The sequence below is a fragment of the Legionella antarctica genome, assembly GCF_011764505.1.
GTDB classification, from domain to species: Bacteria; Pseudomonadota; Gammaproteobacteria; order Legionellales; family Legionellaceae; genus Legionella; species Legionella antarctica.
The window spans coordinates 247764-267800 of the sequence record NZ_AP022839.1 but is presented as its reverse complement, the minus strand read 5'-3'; the positions used below and the strand labels follow the sequence as shown (position 1 = coordinate 267800).

Sequence of the window (20037 nt, the reverse complement as noted above, 5' to 3'; positions counted from 1 at the left end):
TTATTAAACATTATGGGATGGAGATTAAGGCATAAACCCTTTTATATCAAGGGTTATAAGATGGTATTGGATGTTCTTGAATGATAAATTGGTGGGGCGGCGGGAACTGTTTTTGCGGCCTATCTTTCTGATATTTAACACATAAAAATATTTTATATTGTGTCGGTACTGCTATCGGTACTACTAAAAGGAAAAGTCACGGTTTTTTGGTACTCTTCACGTTTGGTTGAAAATCACCCTGATTCTAAAAGACTGGCGCATTAATTTGCATTATTAAATGCATGATCTGGGGATATTTTTTTACTCGATAAAAATATATCCGCATGCTTAGAGTCCGTCTGGTTTTTTTAAAGATTTTTTATCCTCAGAGACCAAACGTCGTTCAACTTTTTTAACATCCTCTGCAGGAGCAAGGGTTTCTGGACGAATACCGCGTTCTAAAAGCGTTTTACGTACTGCTTTGTTATTGGTGATATGCTCGCGTGAAATATCATCAGTCTTCATACCATGTTCTCTTGCATTAAAAATGGTAATTTCCGCAGCAAAATCCTTAGCTTTTAAAATGATGGTGGGAGCAAAGTCAGCTAAGGAACGACTTGCTGGTACTTTCCATTGCGCTTTCATAGCTTGGGTTGATTTATCAAATAGAGCTTGATCTCCCTTGCTACGAATAATAGCAAAATCCTGATTTCCCCCTATGTGCTCATAAATTACTTGGGACAACTCTTTTTCAGTATCTGATAATTTCTTGCGTGCAGACACGCGCTCTGCATCTAGAAGTCGTTGCTCAATTAATTCTGCTCGCCTTGTTTGTATTGCGAAGTAGGTTTGAGCAAAGGCTATTTCTTGTTTTTTAGGATCACCATTTTGAGCAATGAGATAACATGCATAGCGCGTAAGCATAATATCCTCAATTGTTTTTTGAGCACCTTTGGGCATTTGGATCGTTTTACCGACGTCGGCAAAATGATCAGATACCGTATGGCCAGATGCTTCGCAAGCTATTTTCGCCTTAGAAATAACATTTAAAAAATTAACCCATTTGTCATAACCTAATAATTGTTGCAGATCTCGAGCTAGCCAAAACTCTACGCCTTCCTCAGTTTGTTGGGCATGCATCTCAAAATTATTGGTTAAGGTATTAATGACTTCTATTTTCATAAGATTTTTATTGGAATTAAGAATGGTTATGATTTTCAACGATAACCTTAATTGAATCAATGGGTATTTGATTATTGCTTAGAACTATTTGGCATTGACCTCCTCAAATATCAACTCAGTATTTCCACAACCAATACGTCGACGCTATCAGCTTTTAAACTTCAGGGTGTTATCGCCAATTTGGGGCATATAATTCGAGTTCCTAAAAAAACCTCACACGTTCATTCCATATTCTAGAATTTAGAATACGGGGTGATCCTGCTGAAGATGCAAACCAACCAAGGCCAGTCAAAAACCAGTTACCCATCGCTCTAAGTATTCCCCTATTTTGTTATGTTATCTGGTCTAAATGGTGGCAAAGTATGACTTTTTCAATGAGCAAAAAAACAATACATAATCACCGTTATTTAATTTAGTCATAATCAAGAGCCGGTTATTGCTTGGTAATGCAAAAGGCAGTACATTATATGCATACTTTACCCTATAGGACTGCGCATGGCTCGAAACAAGAAAATGAGTATTTCGATTCGTACTACTCCTGAAATTAAGGAATTAATGCGCTTAGGTGCTGAGCGTGAATGTCGCTCAATTGCCTCGATGATAGAGGCTTTAGTGGTTAATTATGCAAGGCAGCATAAATTGGTGACCGTGCCAAGTGCCACTGATTCTGATTTTACATCAAATCAAAACAATGCAGTACTAGAGAGTGCCGTTACGGTTGCCGATAAACGAATAAGTGAATGATGAGTTTTATGAATTTTATTAGCGGAATAGAAATAGTAAGGGTGCTTTAAAAGATGAAGTTCAACGAAGATTCACGCGTAAAAATACCTACAATCCTGCATTTGATGCGTTTGGGCTATGGCTATCTGTCGCTAAAAGATCCAAAGGTCACGTGGGACGAATCAACCAACATCTTTACAGGCATCTTTTTACAAAGCATCAAACGTATCAATCCCACGCTAAACGACCTAGAAGCCAAGCAATATCTTACTGATGTGTCACTTACCCTTGAAAATGAAGACCTAGGCAAAGCCTTCTATGAAAAGCTCATAGATAAATCCGGCATACGTCTCATTGATTTGGAAGACCTTAATAACAACACCTTCAATATTGTCACCGAGTTACCTTATAAAAAAGACGATGATGAATTTCGACCAGATATTATTTTATTGATTAATGGGTTGCCACTGGCGTTTATAGAGGTGAAGCGGCCAAACAACCGCGACGGTATCTTAGCCGAGCACAAGCGTATGCAAACTCGTTTTCAAAACAAGAAGTTTAGAAAATTCGTTAATCTTACCCAATTAATGGTGTTCTCCAACAACATGGAGTATGACGATAGCTCGCCCATGCCTATTGAGGGTGCGTTTTATGCTAGTGCGTCCTATCAAAAGCCCACATTTAATTATTTCCGAGAAGAGCAAAAATTTGACTTAGATACCTTACTTGCTACGGTCGATGATGACGAGGAAACCGCTATACTCAAAGACAATAACCTATTGAGTATAAAACAATCGCCAGAGTTTGCTAAAAACAAACGCCCAGACACCCCCACAAACCGTATTTGTACCTCGCTATTTCAACGTGATCGCCTAGCCTTTTTACTTGAGTTTGGTTTGGCCTATGTTAAAGAACGCACTGGTCTACAAAAACACATCATGCGCTACCCCCAAATGTTCGCCACTAAAGCCATAGAACAAAAGCTCGACGAAGGTATTAAAAAAGGCATTATCTGGCACACCCAAGGCAGCGGTAAAACGGCACTAGCTTACTACAACGTTAAATATCTCTCACACTACTTTCAAAATAAAAACGTCATCGCCAAGTTTTACTTTATTGTGGATAGGCTTGATTTGCTTATCCAAGCAGGGCGAGAGTTTAAGGCGCGTGGATTAGTCGTACACAATATCGATTCGCGAGAAGCCTTTGCCAGAGATATCAAAAAACCAGCCGCCATACACAATAACAGCGGCAAAGCCGAAATCACTGTCGTCAATATTCAAAAGTTTAAAGATGACCCCAGCGTCATTAACAACGGCGACTATAACCTCAATATTCAGCGGGTATTCTTTTTAGATGAAGTGCACCGTAGCTATAATCCTAAAGGCAGCTTTTTAGCTAATTTGGAGCAAGCCGACCGTAATTCAATCAAAATCGGTTTAACGGGTACGCCATTATTGGGTGAGGAATATAATTCTAAATTGCTGTTTGGCGGTTATATACACAAGTACTACTACAACGCATCCATTAAAGATGGCTATACCCTGCGTTTAATTCGTGAAGATATTGAAACAAGTTATAAACTCAACTTACAAAAAACCCTTGAAGAAATCGTAATTCTAAAAGGTAATGCAGATAAAAAGCTAGTTTACGCTCACGAAAAGTTTGTTGAGCCTATGCTAGATTACATCGTCAAAGACTTTGAACAAGCCCGTATATCCATGAACGACAACACCATCGGCGGCATGGTAGTCTGTGATTCTTCTGAGCAAGCTAAAATGATGTATGACATTTTTCAAGCGCAATACGTCAAATCAGGATTAGTAGAAGAGCAGCCAACACCTTACCTTATGGTCGCCGAACCACAACCCACATATAACGCCAAGAAAAAACAAGACAGCCAAGTGACTACCTCCGCCATTATCCTGCATGATATTGGCACCAAAAAAGAGCGCGAACAGTTGGTCGAAGACTTCAAGGAAGGAAAAATCGACTTTCTGTTTGTATTTAACATGCTACTCACTGGCTTCGACGCACCACGCCTGAAAAAGCTTTACATGGGGCGCGTAATTAAAGCCCACAACCTATTGCAAGCCCTCACCCGTGTAAACCGCCCCTACCAAGATTTTAACTACGGCTATGTAGTGGACTTTGCCGACATAGAAAGTGAGTTTGAAAAAACGAACAAAGATTATTTTAAAGAATTACAATCTGAACTCGGCGATGAAATAGAGCACTATAGCAACCTGTTTAAGTCACAAGAAGAAATTCTGGAAGAAATACAAGAGATCAAAGAGGTCTTGTTCCATTTTGACACGATTAATGCCGAGGTGTTCTCGGATCAAATTACACAAATCAATTCGCGTAATGAAATGTTAAAAATCACCCACGCCTTAAACAACGCCAAGAGCCTATATAATCTTATCCGCTTGTCCGGCGATTTTGAGATGCTGGAAAGGCTAGATTTTAAAACACTCAATGTATTATCAGGAGAGGCCGATAGGCGCCTAGCTCTTATCAATACCAAAGAAGCGCTAGAAAACAATATTGATACCTCAAACCTACTTAATGTCGCCCTAGAAGACGTTATCTTCGCGTTTACTAAAATCAGTGAAGAAGAGATGGTTCTAGCTGATGAGCTAAAAGACACCCTTCAAAGAACACGCGAAGGCCTAGGTGATAATTTTGACCCGCGAGATCCCGAATTTATTACCCTAAAAGAAGAGCTTGAACGCTTATTTAAAAAGAAGAACCTAAGCGAGGTCACTAAAGAGCAAATGGAAAGCAATATTAAAGCGTTAAACGAGATATATAATCAAGCCAAAGAGTTAGAACGTAAAAACCAGTTATTAAGAGCTAAATATGACAACGACGAAAAATATGCCCGATTGCACAAGCGCCTGATGGAAAAAGACCCATTAACCAATAGCGAAAGTAAACTCTTTGACGCCCTTAAAGGCTTAAAAACCGAAGTAGACCATCAAATACAGCGAAATGCCAAAATGCTAGACAATGAAAGCTTTGTTGAAAAAATGGTTATGCGCGTTGTTATCGATCAATTTAAAAACAAACAGCACATACCCTTAACGGCTACTGCAACCAAACGAATCAACCGCTTAATAGTGAAAGAGTACATGAATGAATACTATGGTAGGGTGGCATGAAAACGGCTTGACTATAATACACAACAACCATATAACATCTGATTTTAGCCCACGTATTTAGAGAAAATAATGTCTACAACGCAGCAATTTGCACAGCAAACCAAAAAGCTTATCGACGATCTAAAAAGCGTCTGCGCTAACTACGGCTTAGGTAACGACGGCAACGAATTTAAAATCATCACGCAGGTATTTTTGTATAAATTCCTGAACGATAAATTTGTCTATGAAATTAAACAACTGGATGACACCATCGGTAATGCAGAAAATTGGGAAGACGCGCTTAAAGCCCTAAACGACGATGAATACGAAATGCTAATGATGCAGCTAAGCGAAAGCACTGCTCGTATCAGTTCTGACCATTTTATTTCGACGCTATTTGCCAGGCAAAACGAACCAAACTTTGCCGATATTTTCGATACCACCTTAGTTGATATTGCCCGTGATAACAGCGATATCTTCTCAGTGCTGACTAATGGCGGTGAAAAAATCATTCTATTTGAAAACCTAAGTTGTAAATCAGCATGCAAAAATGACCCCCTTTTAGGGTAAATCAGCATCCAATTTTGACCCTCTAAAATCGAGTAAAACGTGTACTCTAGATTTTAATAATCTAGAGGGAATTAGAGGATGTTGATCATGGAAACAGAAGCAAAAATTAGGCGCATGTTTCATGTGCAAAAATTAACTATTGCGGAAATTGTTCGCACAACAGGATTATCGCGTAATACAGTTAGACGGGTAATCCGAGCAGAAAAGTCTGGGAAAAATTATCAACGCTCCATTCAACCACTACCTGCACTGAATATCTTCAAAGAGACGTTGGTATCATGGTTGAACAACGACCACAAGTTATCGAAAAAGGAACGCCGTAGTGCAATGAAGTACTACACTCAACTAAAAGAAAGTGGCTATTGCGGTTCTTATGATAGTGTCCAGCGTTTTGTTAAAGTATGGCGCTGTACGAGTCGAGAGTCATTAAAAGCCTATATTCCACAATACTATCATCCCGGAGAGGCCTATCAGTTTGATTGGAGTGAAGAAACTGTAGAGCTTGCAGGCGTTGTTCAAAAAATCAAAGTAGCTCAATTTCGTTTAAGCTACAGCCGTAAATTTTTTCTTGTAGCATATCCTCGAGAAACTCAAGAAATGTTATTTGATGCGCATAATTTAGCCTTCAAATTTTTTGGTGGCTTAACGCTAAGAGGTATTTATGACAACATGAAAACGGCGGTAGATAGTGTTTTCAAGGGTAAGGAGCGTGCTTTTAACCGGCGATTTTTGGCATTAATGGATCATTACTTAATTGAACCTACAGCCTGCAATCCCGCAGCCGGATGGGAAAAGGGGCAGATTGAAAATCAAGTTGATAATGTACGTGACTGGGTATTTAAACCACGTCTTAAATATGAAACCTTGTCGTTATTAAATGAACATCTTCAGCAGCAATGCCAATTATTGGCCGAGAAAAGGCATCACCCAGAACAACAAGAACTAACTGTTGACGCTGTATTTCAAGAAGAAAGAACTCATTTTAGAGCGTTAAATCATCCATTTGATGGGTATAAAGAAGTTTCAACTCTAGTACATTCAACCTGCTTGATTCATTGCGATAGAAATCGTTATAGCGTTGATTGTGCCTATGCCAACCAGATGGTGACGCTCAGGATATACGCATTAACTATAGAGGTATTTTCAGGTAATGAGTCCATCGGTTGCCACCAACGCACCTTTGGCCGCAATAAAACACTGTTTAATCCATGGCATTATTTACCTTTACTGGAGCGCAAGCCAGGGGCATTACGCAATGGTGCTCCATTCAAAGACTGGCAATTACCACCAGCCATTTTAAAAATCAAAAGCATTCTCATGAAGCGCCGTGGTGGTGACAGAGAATGCGTTGAGGTGCTGTTGGCAATGAGTGAGCATGGCATTGAGGCGGTGAGTGTAGCCTGTGAATTAGCGCTAACAGAGCAGGTGGTTAGCCGTGATTATATTCTTAATGCGTTGCATCGATTACGGCCTACAGCACTTCCTCAAGCAACGACAATGCCCGCTGGATTAATCTTAAAGGAAGAACCCACAAGTAATTGTCATAAATATAATTTACTCTTAACGGGAGCAAATCATGCCATTCACTAAATTATCTGAGTTGCTTAAGATATTAAAATTACAAGGCATGTTAGATAGGTTGCTAGCCTATGAAGAGTCGAAGCCTTTGGTGAAACTAACTCATTATGAGTGGTTATCTATGCTATTAGAAGCAGAACAAATAACACGCAAAACGCGTGCTATTAATTATCAACTGAGTGTCGCAAAATTCCCGGTCAATCGTAATTTAAGCCAATTTGATTTTACGCAACATCCTGTTAATGAAGAAGAAATAAGTTTATTGCACGCAGGGAGCTTTGTTGATGCTGGGCGCAATATTATTTTTGTGGGTGGCACGGGCTCTGGTAAAACGCACTTAGCTATTGCTATAGCAACTAATTTAATTAAGCAAGGAAAGCGGGCTTGTTTTTATAATGTTGTTGATCTGGTCAACAAATTAGAACAAGAAAAAAAACAAGTTAATACAGGACGGCTAGCTAATCGCCTGCAAAATTTTGATGCTATTGTCCTGGATGAGCTTGGATATTTACCATTTTCTGAAGCGGGCGGAGCTCTGTTGTTTCATTTAGTTAGCAAATTATATGAAAAAACATCATTAATCATTACAACAAACTTAAATTTTGGTGAATGGCCAAAGGTGTTTTGTGATACAAAAATGACCGCAGCCATGCTGGACAGATTGACTCATCATTGCTCTATTGTTGAGACTGGAAATGAAAGTTATCGCTTTAAAAATCGAAGCTAAAACAGTAAAGTAAATAATCAATGTGATATGTTTTTGAGGGTCAATTTTGGATGCGGTTTGAGGGTCAAAATTGGATGCTGATTGACAAACCTAAGTAAATACGTCACTGACAAACGCGATGATTTTTGTAAAGCCATTGTCAATAAGCTCACAGGCTTTAGCTTTGAACATATCTTTAACGAGAAATTTGATTTTTATGCCGCCATCTTTGAATATCTGATTAAAGATTACAACACCAACAGTGGCGGCAAATATGCCGAGTACTTCACCCCGCACGCGGTGGCTAAAATTATGGCGCGTTGTTTAGTGCCAAAAAAGGAAGGCCTAAAAGTCCAAAATGTGACCTGCTATGATCCTTCGGCAGGCTCGGGCACCTTGTTAATGAACCTCGCCCATGAGATAGGTGAAGACAAATGCACCATCTATTCGCAAGATATCTCGCAAAAATCATCAGGGTTATTGCGCTTAAACCTGATACTTAATGACTTAGTGCACTCCATACACAACATCATTAAGGGCAATACTATACTGGAGCCCTATCATAAAAAAGACAATGGCAGCCTAGAGCAGTTTGATTACATCGTCTCCAACCCGCCATTCAAACTCGATTTTTCTGATTATAGTGCAGACTTAGAAAGCAAAGAAAACCACGATCGCTTTTTTGCCGGTGTTCCCCCAGTGCCACCTAAGAAAAAGGAGTCCATGGCGATTTATTTAATGTTCTTACAGCATATTATCTATTCGCTAAAAGATAAGGGCAAAGCTGCCGTTGTTGTGCCTACAGGTTTTATTACCGCCCAAGGTGGTATTGATAAAAGAATCCGTCAAAAATTGGTAGACGAAAAAATGCTGGCAGGAGTAGTGAGTATGCCCTCCAATATCTTTGCCAATACCGGCACCAACGTCTCGATACTCTTTATCGATAAAACCAATGAAGCAGATGTGATACTGATTGATGCCTCCAGCCTAGGTACTACGGTAAAAGAAGGTAAAAATCAGAAGACTGTACTTAGTCACGATGAAGAAGAGCAAATCATCAACGCATTTAATAGCAAAGACGCTGTGGATGATTTTTCGATGGTGGTGAGTTATAACGAAATTGCCGCGAAAAATTACTCCTTAAGTGCGGGGCAGTATTTTGATATGAAGGTTGAGTTTGTGGATATTACTCCAGATCAGTTTGATAAGAAGATAAAAAATATCACTGAGAGTTTGGATCAGATGTTCAATCAATCACACGAACTTGAAAGGGATATTAAAAAACAATTGGCGGGGTTGAAGCATGATTGTTAACTGGCCAAGAGTTAAAGTTTCTGAGCTATGCGAGATAATCGTGGATTGTGTTAACAAAACAGCCCCAACAGTTGAATATGAAACACCTTTTAAGATGATTCGTTCTCCTAACATCAAAAATGGGGTTGTCAATCTGAGTGGCTGCCGTAATGTTACTAAAGACACGTATGAAAAATGGACACGCCGCGCAACAGTTGACAAAGGCGACATACTCTTAACTCGCGAGGCTCCGATGGGTGAAGTTGGCCTAGTAAATTTTCAAGACACTGTATTTCTTGGCCAAAGAATCATGCAATACAGAGTTAATCCTCAAAGGCTTGATTCAAACTATCTGCTATATGCCTTTCTTTCTCCAGATTTACAATATCAGTTCAGGCGTCATAATAATACCGGCTCCACTGTTAGCCATATAAAAGTGCCTGATTGCTCAGAGTTCGAGATAAGTATTCCTCCATTAACTGAACAGAAGAAAATTTCGAAAGTTTTGCGAGATTTAGACAAAAAAATATCTTTAAACAACAAAATAAATACCGAGCTAGAAGCCATGGCTAAGCTCATCTACGACTATTGGTTTGTACAATTCGACTTCCCCAATGCCAACGGCAAGCCCTACAAATCCTCGGGTGGAAAAATGGTCTACAACGAAGCATTAAAGTGTGAAATTCCTGAGAGCTGGTCTGACGGTACGTTACATGATCTGGGAGAAATTGTAGGTGGTAGTACACCATCGACAAAGCAAGCTGAAAACTTCAAAGAAAAAGGAACTCCTTGGATTACCCCAAAGGATTTGTCTAACAATACCGGAAACAAATTTATTGCTCGTGGTGGGCAAGACGTAAGTGCTGAAGGAGTTAAGTCTGCGTCATTGAAATTGTACCCAAAAAACACAATATTAATGAGTTCGCGAGCACCGATTGGTTATATGGCAATAGCTCGCGAACCTTTAACGACGAATCAAGGTTTTAAATCTTTTATTCCGAATAAAGGGTACTCAATGCATTACATTTATTATGCAGTTAAAAACTCTATGAAAGCTATTGTTCAATACTCCTCAGGGTCAACGTTTAAAGAGGTTTCAGGCTCAGTTTTAAAGACCGTAAAAATTTGCTTGCCCGAATGCGATATTGTCGAGAGCTATGTATCAAAAGTTAATTGTATTTTTGATCGCCAAGATCTTTTAGAGTTGGAAAGTAAGGAGCTAACGGAGTTGCGTGACTGGCTTCTCCCCATGCTAATGAACGGTCAAGTCATCGTGAAAGACGTGTAACGTCAGCGAATAAAAAAGGATGTTAACGCTATGGCAGCACAATATTCAAACCGACAGTTTTTTAGAAAAACGCCTAATTTGTATCTAGCTAAATTTTTTGAAGCCAAGGGCATTCAGCTTGATGTGAATGTTAGTCAACTAAAAGAACAAGATTCCGATACCCTGCAAAGCGCCTTTAACAAACTTTTCCCCAACCAAATAACGAATATAGAGGCCGAGTTTCAAGATGTAAATGCCTTGGCCTGTGAGGGTGGTATTTTAGCTCTGGTTGACGAGGCAAGCTTTCATAATGACGACGCCTTTATTGAGGAAATCGCTGCTATAGACGGCTTTCACGCCAAGGCTATTTGGGCTTTTCTCAACAAACCTAGTTATTGGCGGGGTGCCGCGATGTTTTTGCACGCCGATAACATAAGTGCGTCGTATTGGAAAAAACGCAATGATTTTCTGAATTTACCGCCACAGCTTGAAGATTGTGATACTGACGCCCTAGCAACAGCCATTAGTAGCTATTTTTCGTGCAGGGAGGGACGGGGTAAAAACTGTATTGTTGAGTCATATCGCCGCAATCAAAAAGAGTATTTGTTTGCTTACCCAGAGGACTTTGCACAAACTGCTATTGAATGGGTGGAAGGAGCGTTAAAAAACCAAGCGCATCACCCAGCATTTGAGATTATTTTTGTGTATTGTGAAGCTGAAGGTTCGCTAGATATATACGCCCCTAAAAATGGCAAAGCAGTACCCGATTTACAAGAGCTATTTGCTAAACACATTTTAAAGCTTGATGGCTTGTCCGAATGGCAAAAGGACAGACGTGTTTATGAGCTAAACCCCGTATTGGAGAATGGCTTTGAATTCAAAATTGAGCCAACCTCAGGTATTACTAGCGTATTAGTTACTAGCCTACGGGTAACGTTAAAAGGAGATCGGAAAAAGCGTATTGTGGTTGAGGCTGATCCATATAAAGATAATAGGTCGGTGCATAGCTTACTAGAGCGATTGAATCTATCCCCGTATGACGTAACCCAACTTAGTTTAAAAGTAACCTTTGAGCCAGTGGGTGGTGCAAAGGCTAAATCTAGGCGTGTGAATATTACCTACCCAAATTCATGTGCGCTAAACCACGACGGCAATGATCTAAAAATCCGACAAATGCTTGTGCTATCAGGCCTTGAGCCAAAAGCGGTAACGGCCTAAATGACGCTAGATGAAAACCAACTATTAAGCGAAGCATTAACCCGTTTAAGCACGGTTGGCGATTCCTTAAACGTTGGCTTTGATGAAGTTCAGCAATGGCCTAGCAGTCTGTTAAATACGCTAGAACAGGCTAGGCTGCTGGTTAAGGATGTACAGGCACAATCACTTCAATGTACTGGTTGTGAGTATGGCTGTTTTATGCCGGTAGCGTTTACCGAAGATACCCTTCGAGCCTTTATTGTGTGTGACCATCCCGAGCAACAAGAACAAATGGGGCGTATCGCTGTTAGCTTGGCACGGCTTAATCAGTGGCAGCTTAATATCAAGCAAGTGGCTGCTGTGATTACAAAACTGTTGGGGTTTAATGCTAAGCCTCAATATCAAAATGAAACAGCCAGCTATACCCTTGGTATGCTTAACAGCAAAAAAGGGCGGCGGGCGGCAGTGTTGGCTATAAACCCGCTTTCTGTTGTTATTAATCAGCGCTCGATACTGGTTAGCGAACTACTGTATGTCGAAGACAGTCAGCTAGTCATTGATACCCTAAGAATTAATGATGCACTCAACGCCAACCCACTGAGTAAAAGTAAAGTTTACACTGCCAATTCGGATAAACAGCAAACTAGAAAGCTGGCTACCCAAGCCATGTATGGTGATTGGCAAGATCAATATAAAAAACTAAAGCGAGAAAATCCAAAACAATCTGACTCTTGGATTTCAAAACAGATATCTAAGATGGCTATGGGTAAAGGCAAAGACTCAGAAACCATCAGAAGAAATATGAAAAACTAAAAAAGTTGGGCGGAAACTTTTCACACAATATAACCTATTGATTGACAGAGAATTTGTTCGTTAAAAAATGATCATTCACGATTGATTATAACCTTGTTGTTTAGCCCCATCCATTGAATCTATTAGGGTATGTATAACGTACACATAGGTAGCTGCGTTTGTTATCAGCCTTTTTTCGCCCAAATCGCCCAATCACTATGGAACCTCATTCCTAACAACGCTAAAGAGGTTCCACAATGTCACATATCATTTTAAGACTCCCAGATGTTATTAAGCAAACGGGTTTATCACGTAGCTCAATTTATTTACGCATTGCCAACCATGAGTTCCCCGATTCTATTTCTTTAGGCGGGCGTTCGGTGGGTTGGTTACAACAAGATATTGATGAGTGGGTATTAGAAAAAATTGAAGCTAGTCGGATTAACGACCATGGCTAATTACAACCCCAATAAAGTAAAGATCAATCGCAGTTACAGCTATGAAGAGTTGGCTGCTGTTTACGGGGTGCATAAAAATACGGTCGCCGCTTGGATAAATAACGGCTTGCCTTGCCTAAAAGATATGCGGCCGTACTTAATTTTAGGGGCAGATGCGAAGTTATATTTACAAATGCAGCGACAAGCAAAAAAACAGAAATGTAAGCCAAATGAGTTCTATTGTATGCGGTGTAAAAAACCAACTCCAACCGCTGAAAATTTTGTGGAATATTTACCCTTGACGGCAACTAAAGGGCGATTGAGTGGTTTCTGTTTTACGTGTGAAGGGGTAGTAAATAAGTTTATCGGTTATGCCAGTTTAGAGAAATACGCACTGATTTTTGACCTCGTAAAGCCGAAGGGTTTGGAGCATATAAACGATAGTGATAACCCTCTCTAAAACAGTGGCCTTAAATAGTGAGTCGAAACCATGAGAAAACATAATACGAATAACGAACGAATTAAACGCAAATACTTGGTCTTTTTAAAACAAGCTAAGGGGCAAAATGAAGCATCGATAGACGCGGTGGCTAAGGCGATCGCCCGCTTTGAAACTTATAATCAATACAAAGATTTTAAGGCGTTTCACTTTGAACAGGCGATTGGTTTTAAAAAATACTTAGCTGGTCAAAAGCACCATAAGACGGGTAAGCCGTTAAGCCTATCCACTTTGAATGGTGCGGTGAGGCATTTAAAAACCTTTGTCGAATGGCTGTCACAGGAAACTGGTTATAAATCGCGAATTAAGTATTCTGACGCGCAGTACTTTAACCTGTCGGAAAAGGATACTCGTACCGCTACAGCTAAACGCCAACAGTCTGTAGCAACAATAGAGCAAATTAAGCATGTGCTGACAGTGATGCCCAGTAACACTCTCATTGAAAAGCGAGATAGAGCTTTAATTGCTTTCACCTTGTTAACTGGCGCCAGAGATAGTGCCATAGCCTCGATGAAATTAAAGCACGTCGATTTTAATGCCGATACGGTATATCAAGATGCAAGGGAAGTGAACACAAAGTTCAGTAAAACCTTTATAACCTGCTTTTTCCCTGTCGGTGATGATGTTCGCGCTATTGTTTTTGATTGGGTGACATATTTAAAAAATGAATGCTTGATGGGTAATGATGCCCCGCTATTTCCCAAAACAAAAATGAGTCAAGGCGAGGACAATGATTTTAAGGCTAATGGATTAACGAATGAGCATTGGGCTAGTGCTGCGGCCATACGCAAGATTTTCAAATGTGCTTTTGTGCGAGCAGAAATGCCTAGTTTTAACCCACATAGTTTTCGCAACACCTTAGCAGTGTTAGGTGAAAGCTTGTGTCAATCTGCTGAAGAGTTTAAAGCGTGGAGCCAAAACTTGGGGCACGAGGGTGTATTAACTACATTCTACAGTTACGGTAAAGTGCAAGAGGCGAGGCAGGCGGATATTTTTAAACAGTTGAAAGAGCCGCGTATAAATAAGGTAGATGCTGGTGGGGTAGCTGAATTGGCGAAAGCACTGGCTAGGGAGATGGCGAGCCAGCGCTCTTAGTCATTGGCTCATTACGAGTTTGAGTGCTTTTTTACCGCTGATACTCATGCTCCCTGTCGCGGCCTGATCGATATGATTACTCCACCACTCCATAACTGGTTTTCGCCGTGCCAGATAATTTGCCCGATTGTAGGCATTTCGCACTTCGTTTTTACCCGTGTGAGCTAAGGCGGCTTCTATCACGTCGGGGTCAAAGCCTTGCTCATTCAGAGTGGTGCTTGCTAATGATCTAAAACCATGGGAAACCAGTTGGCCTCCGTAGCCCATCCGTTTAAGAGCGACATTAGCGGTGCTCGAATTGATATGGGTGCGTGGATTGCGATCTGCTGGGAATACATGTTCTCGATGCCCGCTCATAGGTTTCATGCTCTCAAGTAAGGCAATGCATTGGTCGGTTAAAGGAACCATGTGCTCCTTTTTCTTTTTCATTCGCTCAGCAGGAATTGTCCAGAGTTGACTGTCAAAGTCGATTTCCTCCCAGCGAGCGCCCGCGGCTTCGCTAGGCCTCACCATCGTATGTAGCTGCCATTCGATAAGACAACGTGTTGTGCGCTTAATGTTTGCAGTGAATATTGTTTGCATCAATTCTGGTAATTGATCTGGCGTGAGTGTTGGGAGATGTTGTTTTGTCGGTGTTTGGAACGCTTTACTGATTCCTGCTAATGGATTAGCCGTGAGTATTCCAGTATTGACAGCAAATATCATTATTTCATTAAGTCGCTGACAAAGCCTCTTGACTGTTTCTAGACTGCCTTTGGCAGCGATTGGCTTGATAGTCTCGATTGTTTTGACGGCCGAAATTTTATGAATGGGTAGCTTGCCGAGACTGGGGAATATATGCAGCTCAAGCGAGCTCCATGTATCCTTTGCGTGGTCGGTTGATACGTTAGACTTTTTGACTTCTAGCCATTGTGCGGCAATGTGTTTAAGGGTGTTTGCATGTTCTCGTTCTTTTTTGAGTTCGTTTTCGTCACGGTGTTCTTTTGGGTCTATGTCTTTAGCTAATAATTCTCTAGCGAATTTACGTTTGCTGCGCGCGTCGGCAATAGTTACTTCAGGATAACTACCAAAACTTAGGCAGGTACGTACCTTGGTGAATGGTCGGTAATAATCAAATAGCCATAGTTTGGAGCCATTGGGCTTTACTCGAAGTTGTAAGCCTTCACCATCCGAAAGAGAATAAACCTTCTCTTTGGGTTTTGCTTGTTTTACTTCGGTATTGGTTAAAGGTTTGGTTATTCTGGCCATATTAGTAGTACCGCTTTTAGAAGTATCGCTATGGTACTACTAATAGCACTACTAAAAAAGAGGGATCTTATAGGACGTCGTAGAGCGTTATAGGCACAAAAAATCCCGTAACTTGTTAAAATCACAGGGTTTTTAGGTTGTTTTGGAGTGTTGTTGAATCTTAAATTGGTGGAGGCGGCGGGAATCGAACCCGCGTCCGCAAATCCTCTGCCTTCAGTTCTACATGCGTAGCCTTGTCATTTGATTTAACTGTGGACTCTCCGACGGGCAGGATAGGACACAGCGATTCCCTGAGTTTCGCATCTTAACCCGGGATGGATTAGGACACTAGCTTATCTTCTATGACCGTTGATTCGATACCGATAAGCGAGCTCGGTCAACGGGGCACTGGGGTTTAGGCCAGTACACATTGCTTCCACTAAGGTTGATTAGGCTGCAATAGCGTCATCAAAGTTAGCTTCTACGAAGTTTTCATCGTTTGCATTTATATTTATTTGAGCCTGATTTACGAGAGTTCTCATTCTCGGCATGCACCTCTGGTTTTGCAACCCACGTCGAAGCCAGGTCGCCCCCAATTCTGTACACTTTAAGTATAACATAAAATGAAGAGGTATTCGCAGCTTCTCATTAAATTCTTATCTATATATCTAAGATTTGTAAAGATAAGCTGCGATAGATTGATAGCTCTTGTCAAGTTACTTTAATTACTATCACAAAATACCATTATGTCTGAGCAAGGCATCTACCGTTGCTGGGCGTCCTCTGAATTCTTTATACGCTTCTGCTGCTTTCTTGGAGCCACCTACTTCCAGAATGAATTTAAGAAAGTCGCGTCCTGTTTTTTGATTAAACACCCCTTCCTCTTCAAAACGGGAGAAGGCATCACTGGATAGCACCTCAGCCCAGCTGTAGCTGTAATAACCTGCAGCATAGCCACCTCCAAAAATGTGGCTGAAGCTATGCTGAAAACGGTTATAAGGAGCAATAGGAGCGACACTGGTTTTAGATCGTACGTCTGTCAAAACGTCGGTAATAAGTGATTCTTTACCTGGTTCAAATTCCTGGTGGATACGAAAATCAAATAGAGAAAACTCAATTTGTCTTAACATGGCCATTGCCGATTGAAAATTCTTGGCTGCTAATAATCGCTCAAATATTGGGGCAGGAAGGACTTCGCCTGTTTCTACGTGGGAAGTCAGCAAAGAAAGAGCCCCTTCCTCCCAGCACCAGTTTTCAAAAAACTGGCTGGGTAATTCCACCGCATCCCATTCCACACCATTAATGCCAGACCCACCAAGGAAATCAACCTGAGTCAGAATATGATGCAGGCAGTGGCCAAATTCATGGAATAAGGTAATTACCTCATCATGAGATAACATTGCAGGCTTATCGACAGACGTTTTGGCAAAATTACAAGTCAGCGTAGCGATGGGACGTTGTATGTGGCCGTTTTCTAGTTTTCTGCGACTTTGTAACGAGTCCATCCATGCCCCACCACGCTTATGAGGTCTGGCATATAAATCAGTATAAATAAAACCACGTGTTTGATTATGCTCATCAATCACACCATAGCATTGGACGTCTTGATGCCAAACATCGGCTTCCTTAATTTCCTCTATGGTCATTCCATATAATTTTTTAGTAATGTTGAACAAACCTTGCATCACTTTAGGCTGGGGGAAATAGGGGCGCAACTCTTCCTGAGACAAGGTATATAAATCCTGTCTTCTTTTTTCCGACAAATAACCAACATCCCAAGGTTGTAGATTATTCAGATGAAGTTTCTCTGTAGCAAACTGAGTCAACTGGTTGAATTCACTTTGGGCTTGATGAAGCGCCTTATTGACCAAATCCTCCATAAACTCAATAACTTGTTTGGGTGACTCTGCCATTTTGGTTGCCAAAGACAATTCAGCATAATTATTAAAGCCTAATAACTGAGCTTTTTCATGTCTTAAGGCCAAAATTTCATTGATCAATGACGTATTATCATATTTTTCCGCAGTTGGACCTGTATCGGAAGCGCGGGTTACATAAGCCAGATGCATCTCTTCTCTTAAGCTGCGATCTTCGGCGTAAGACATCACCGCTTGATAGCAAGGAAACTCAAGAGTTAACTCATGCCCTGGCAAGCCCTTTTCAACAGCCAGTGTTTTTGCTGTGTTTAAAGCATGCTCAGGTAGTCCTTGCAAACGTTCAGGGTCGGTAATATGCAAGGTAAAGGCTTGAGTGGCATCAAGAATGTTATTGCTAAATTGATTTGATAATTCATCTAAACGGGCTTGAATGGCTTCAAATCGTTTTTTATCCTCTTTGGACAGGCCAACTCCAGATAATTCAAAATCACGAATGTTATCTGCAATAATTTTTTGCTGTGCTGGCTCCAAGTGCTCCGTGTCAATCGATCTGATTGCCTCGTACAATTGATGGTTATGGCCAATTGCCGCCTCATAGGCAGATAATAAGGGAAGGCAAGCATCGTAACACTCTCGCAATGCGGGCGAATCCATAACTCCATGCAAATGAGACATGGGAGACCAAAAGCGCTCAAGCTCGTCAGCTAAATCATCCAAAGGATACATTAAATTATCCCAGGTATAATAATGGTTTTCGCTGATTAATCGTTGAATTTGTGCTAAATGATATTCCAACATGGCTTCCAGATGAGCCTTGAATCCATTGATATCAATATGGCTGAATTGGGGTAATCCAATAGTTGCTAACATGTTACACCTTCTGAAATGAATGTATAATTAAAGCATAACATTCAATTGATAATGGCTCTATAACTTTAGAAACAGAATGAATACTCTTTCAACTCGGAATAGTCTTCTTCGGGGGTTGATTTTTGCTGAGTAGGCAAGGCTGAGGCTTCTTTAGGTTTCGCAGCAAAAAACCCCAATGTAGCAATATTGGACGGTTTTTCTACTGTATCATTGGGTCTGTATGTCTCTACGAATTGGGTCAAGGAATAGCAGACCACCCAAATCGCAATTAATAGCAAAGCCCCAATTAAGGGAATTACGGGGTTGGTTACCAAAAGCGGGATAGCAAAACACATGACAGTAAAGACCGCCATTTGATTGGCTACTGCCAATCCTAAGCGCATTTTTTCATACTCCAGGCGCAGGGTGATGAAGTGCTGATAATCCTTGATTGCTTTTATGTTTTCAGGGTTCTGTTCTTGTTGTAACAGTTGCCTATACTCATCTTGTAGTTTAACTATTCGATTTAATTCAATATACGCACGCACACTGCAGTTAACTACATCAAAAGCAAAAGCAAATAAGGATGCATACACAGCAACAGGAGCCCAAACGCCAACAAAAACAAAGCAGTTTAATAATCCAATGGTAATCCAGACACTGTCATTACCCAAGTCAAACCAACGCCGTTTTAATTGTGCTACCAGGCGAGTCCACCAATCCAGCTCTTTTTCCTCATCTTCCATCCAGGGCCAGGCAGGTGTATGTTTGGAGATGACAATAAGATTAGTTAGAAATCGTGGCAGAAAAAAGCACCAAGTCATATAAGCAAAGAAAGGATTAGTATATTTATCCAACAGACCTACAAAGCGTCGATAGGTTTCTGAACCTGTTCCAACCTTATCAAGAAGATTCAAAACTCGTTTCATGCGGGTTAACAACAGTCTAACCCAGTTGAGCAGGGCGGTTTCTTCTCGTACTTTCTGGGACAAAGATAAGCCTACATTGATGCAGGCAATCGGTTGAGGCGTAAAGCTATATTCGCCCATGTCTGTTAATAAACTACGGTACACTTCCTGATGTCTGCGGAGACGTGCCGCTTCTCGGGGAACAATCAGATAACGTAAATAAACATGTTCTAATAATTCAGCAAGCATTAATGCTGCGGTTAACTGCTCAATGACTTGATCCCGACTGATTTGCTCAGGAAAAGAGAAACTATGTCTTAATTGAGTGCATAAGATACTGTATTCCAAATTCAACATGAGATGATTAGTGACTATTTTGGAATAAAAATCAGGTCCTAGCTTTTTAATGCTGGTACCAAAGGTCCAATTTAATGAGTGCTCCGCTGCAGGATAAGGCAGTTGAACAAAATTGATTCGTAAATGTTTAATAACTGCCGTCATGATTTCCTAAACTTATTCTTGGGATATCAATTTATTTGTGTTCTAGATTTGCTGTCCGTAAACCCCAGTTTCAACTTTGAAGTTAAAAAACCACGGCATTATGGCAAAAAGTAAACAAAAAGTAAAATTTTATAAACATTACGCTATAAAATTTACATTGGTCGTGAGTAAAGTCAAACTGTTTCTTGCTGATTTATGCCTTCTGAGAGACAAT

The 20037-nt window shown here is 40.6% G+C and carries 16 protein-coding genes and 1 other RNA gene; 12 read left to right on the top strand and 5 right to left on the bottom strand.

Annotated features, from left to right (window positions below; all coding sequences use genetic code 11):
* Positions 1 to 327: 327 nt before the first annotated feature.
* Positions 328 to 1200 (bottom strand): DNA damage-inducible protein D, encoded by an 873-nt coding sequence (dinD, locus tag HRS36_RS01360; RefSeq protein WP_226905539.1) that lies wholly within the window; start codon positions 1198 to 1200, stop codon positions 328 to 330.
* Positions 1201 to 1656: 456 nt separating this feature from the next.
* On the opposite strand from dinD, the gene HRS36_RS01355 reads away from it, so the two are divergent.
* The 12 genes from HRS36_RS01355 to HRS36_RS01300 all read left to right on the top strand — a co-directional run bounded on the left by HRS36_RS01355 (position 1657) and on the right by HRS36_RS01300 (position 14461).
* Positions 1657 to 1905, top strand: a complete 249-nt coding sequence (locus HRS36_RS01355) for a hypothetical protein (RefSeq protein WP_173235386.1) — start codon at positions 1657 to 1659, stop codon at positions 1903 to 1905.
* 53 nt (positions 1906 to 1958) lie between these two features.
* Positions 1959 to 5048 (top strand): type I restriction endonuclease subunit R, encoded by a 3090-nt coding sequence (locus HRS36_RS01350; protein WP_173235820.1) that lies wholly within the window; start codon positions 1959 to 1961, stop codon positions 5046 to 5048.
* Between the two features lie 69 nt (positions 5049 to 5117).
* A complete protein-coding gene (locus HRS36_RS01345) occupies positions 5118 to 5597 on the top strand; it encodes a hypothetical protein (protein ID WP_173235818.1) in 480 nt (159 codons plus the stop codon).
* A 78-nt stretch (positions 5598 to 5675) separates the two neighbouring features.
* Positions 5676 to 7187, top strand: a complete 1512-nt coding sequence (gene istA, locus HRS36_RS01340) for an IS21 family transposase (protein ID WP_197933184.1) — start codon at positions 5676 to 5678, stop codon at positions 7185 to 7187.
* The gene (gene istB / locus HRS36_RS01335; RefSeq protein ID WP_173235816.1) at positions 7174 to 7902 is read left to right on the top strand and encodes an IS21-like element helper ATPase IstB; all 729 of its coding nucleotides are present in this window, start codon (positions 7174 to 7176) and stop codon (positions 7900 to 7902) included. The genes istA and istB overlap by 14 nt, the downstream gene beginning before the upstream one ends.
* Positions 7903 to 7983: 81 nt before the next feature.
* Entirely contained in the window at positions 7984 to 9195 is a 1212-nt protein-coding gene (locus HRS36_RS01330) for an HsdM family class I SAM-dependent methyltransferase (protein WP_173235814.1), read from the top strand.
* Positions 9185 to 10462, top strand: a complete 1278-nt coding sequence (locus tag HRS36_RS01325) for a restriction endonuclease subunit S (RefSeq protein WP_173235812.1) — start codon at positions 9185 to 9187, stop codon at positions 10460 to 10462. Before HRS36_RS01330 ends, HRS36_RS01325 begins: the two co-directional genes overlap by 11 nt.
* Positions 10463 to 10492: 30 nt before the next feature.
* Complete coding sequence (locus HRS36_RS01320) at positions 10493 to 11659, top strand: hypothetical protein (protein WP_173235810.1); 1167 nt, start codon at positions 10493 to 10495, stop codon at positions 11657 to 11659.
* Positions 11660 to 12451 carry a hypothetical protein gene (locus HRS36_RS01315; protein ID WP_173235808.1) on the top strand — a complete coding sequence of 264 codons (792 nt, stop codon included), beginning with the start codon at positions 11660 to 11662 and terminating at the stop codon, positions 12449 to 12451.
* A gap of 236 nt (positions 12452 to 12687) precedes the next feature.
* Positions 12688 to 12888, top strand: a complete 201-nt coding sequence (locus HRS36_RS01310) for a helix-turn-helix transcriptional regulator (protein WP_173235806.1) — start codon at positions 12688 to 12690, stop codon at positions 12886 to 12888.
* Positions 12881 to 13327: a helix-turn-helix domain-containing protein gene (locus HRS36_RS01305; RefSeq protein WP_173235804.1), complete on the top strand. Its 447-nt coding sequence runs from the start codon at positions 12881 to 12883 to the stop codon at positions 13325 to 13327. Before HRS36_RS01310 ends, HRS36_RS01305 begins: the two co-directional genes overlap by 8 nt.
* A 30-nt stretch (positions 13328 to 13357) precedes the next feature.
* Positions 13358 to 14461 carry a tyrosine-type recombinase/integrase gene (locus tag HRS36_RS01300; RefSeq protein ID WP_173235802.1) on the top strand — a complete coding sequence of 368 codons (1104 nt, stop codon included), beginning with the start codon at positions 13358 to 13360 and terminating at the stop codon, positions 14459 to 14461.
* Here the strand turns inward: HRS36_RS01300 and HRS36_RS01295 are convergent, their stop codons facing one another.
* The 4 genes from HRS36_RS01295 to HRS36_RS01280 form a co-directional block, all read right to left on the bottom strand.
* Positions 14462 to 15709, bottom strand: coding sequence for an integrase domain-containing protein (locus HRS36_RS01295; RefSeq protein WP_173235800.1), 1248 nt, complete (start codon positions 15707 to 15709; stop codon positions 14462 to 14464).
* 166 nt (positions 15710 to 15875) lie between these two features.
* Positions 15876 to 16282: a transfer-messenger RNA gene (gene ssrA / locus HRS36_RS01290) on the bottom strand.
* Positions 16283 to 16419: 137 nt separating this feature from the next.
* On the bottom strand, positions 16420 to 18435 hold the full coding sequence (locus tag HRS36_RS01285; RefSeq protein ID WP_173235798.1) for a M3 family metallopeptidase: 2016 nt from the start codon (positions 18433 to 18435) through the stop codon (positions 16420 to 16422).
* A gap of 65 nt (positions 18436 to 18500) precedes the next feature.
* Positions 18501 to 19823 (bottom strand): hypothetical protein, encoded by a 1323-nt coding sequence (locus HRS36_RS01280; RefSeq protein WP_173235796.1) that lies wholly within the window; start codon positions 19821 to 19823, stop codon positions 18501 to 18503.
* Positions 19824 to 20037: the final 214 nt, after the last annotated feature.

Coding starts and splice junctions, on each gene's coding strand:
- HRS36_RS01355 (WP_173235386.1), top strand. CDS start 1,657: ATGGCTCGAAACAAGAAAATGAGTATTTCGATTCGTACTACTCCTGAA.
- HRS36_RS01350 (WP_173235820.1), top strand. CDS start 1,959: ATGAAGTTCAACGAAGATTCACGCGTAAAAATACCTACAATCCTGCAT.
- HRS36_RS01345 (WP_173235818.1), top strand. CDS start 5,118: ATGTCTACAACGCAGCAATTTGCACAGCAAACCAAAAAGCTTATCGAC.
- istA (WP_197933184.1), top strand. CDS start 5,676: ATGTTGATCATGGAAACAGAAGCAAAAATTAGGCGCATGTTTCATGTG.
- istB (WP_173235816.1), top strand. CDS start 7,174: ATGCCATTCACTAAATTATCTGAGTTGCTTAAGATATTAAAATTACAA.
- HRS36_RS01325 (WP_173235812.1), top strand. CDS start 9,185: ATGATTGTTAACTGGCCAAGAGTTAAAGTTTCTGAGCTATGCGAGATA.
- HRS36_RS01320 (WP_173235810.1), top strand. CDS start 10,493: ATGGCAGCACAATATTCAAACCGACAGTTTTTTAGAAAAACGCCTAAT.
- HRS36_RS01315 (WP_173235808.1), top strand. CDS start 11,660: ATGACGCTAGATGAAAACCAACTATTAAGCGAAGCATTAACCCGTTTA.
- HRS36_RS01310 (WP_173235806.1), top strand. CDS start 12,688: ATGTCACATATCATTTTAAGACTCCCAGATGTTATTAAGCAAACGGGT.
- HRS36_RS01305 (WP_173235804.1), top strand. CDS start 12,881: ATGGCTAATTACAACCCCAATAAAGTAAAGATCAATCGCAGTTACAGC.
- HRS36_RS01300 (WP_173235802.1), top strand. CDS start 13,358: ATGAGAAAACATAATACGAATAACGAACGAATTAAACGCAAATACTTG.
- HRS36_RS01295 (WP_173235800.1), bottom strand. CDS start 15,709: ATGGCCAGAATAACCAAACCTTTAACCAATACCGAAGTAAAACAAGCA.
- HRS36_RS01285 (WP_173235798.1), bottom strand. CDS start 18,435: ATGTTAGCAACTATTGGATTACCCCAATTCAGCCATATTGATATCAAT.
- HRS36_RS01280 (WP_173235796.1), bottom strand. CDS start 19,823: ATGACGGCAGTTATTAAACATTTACGAATCAATTTTGTTCAACTGCCT.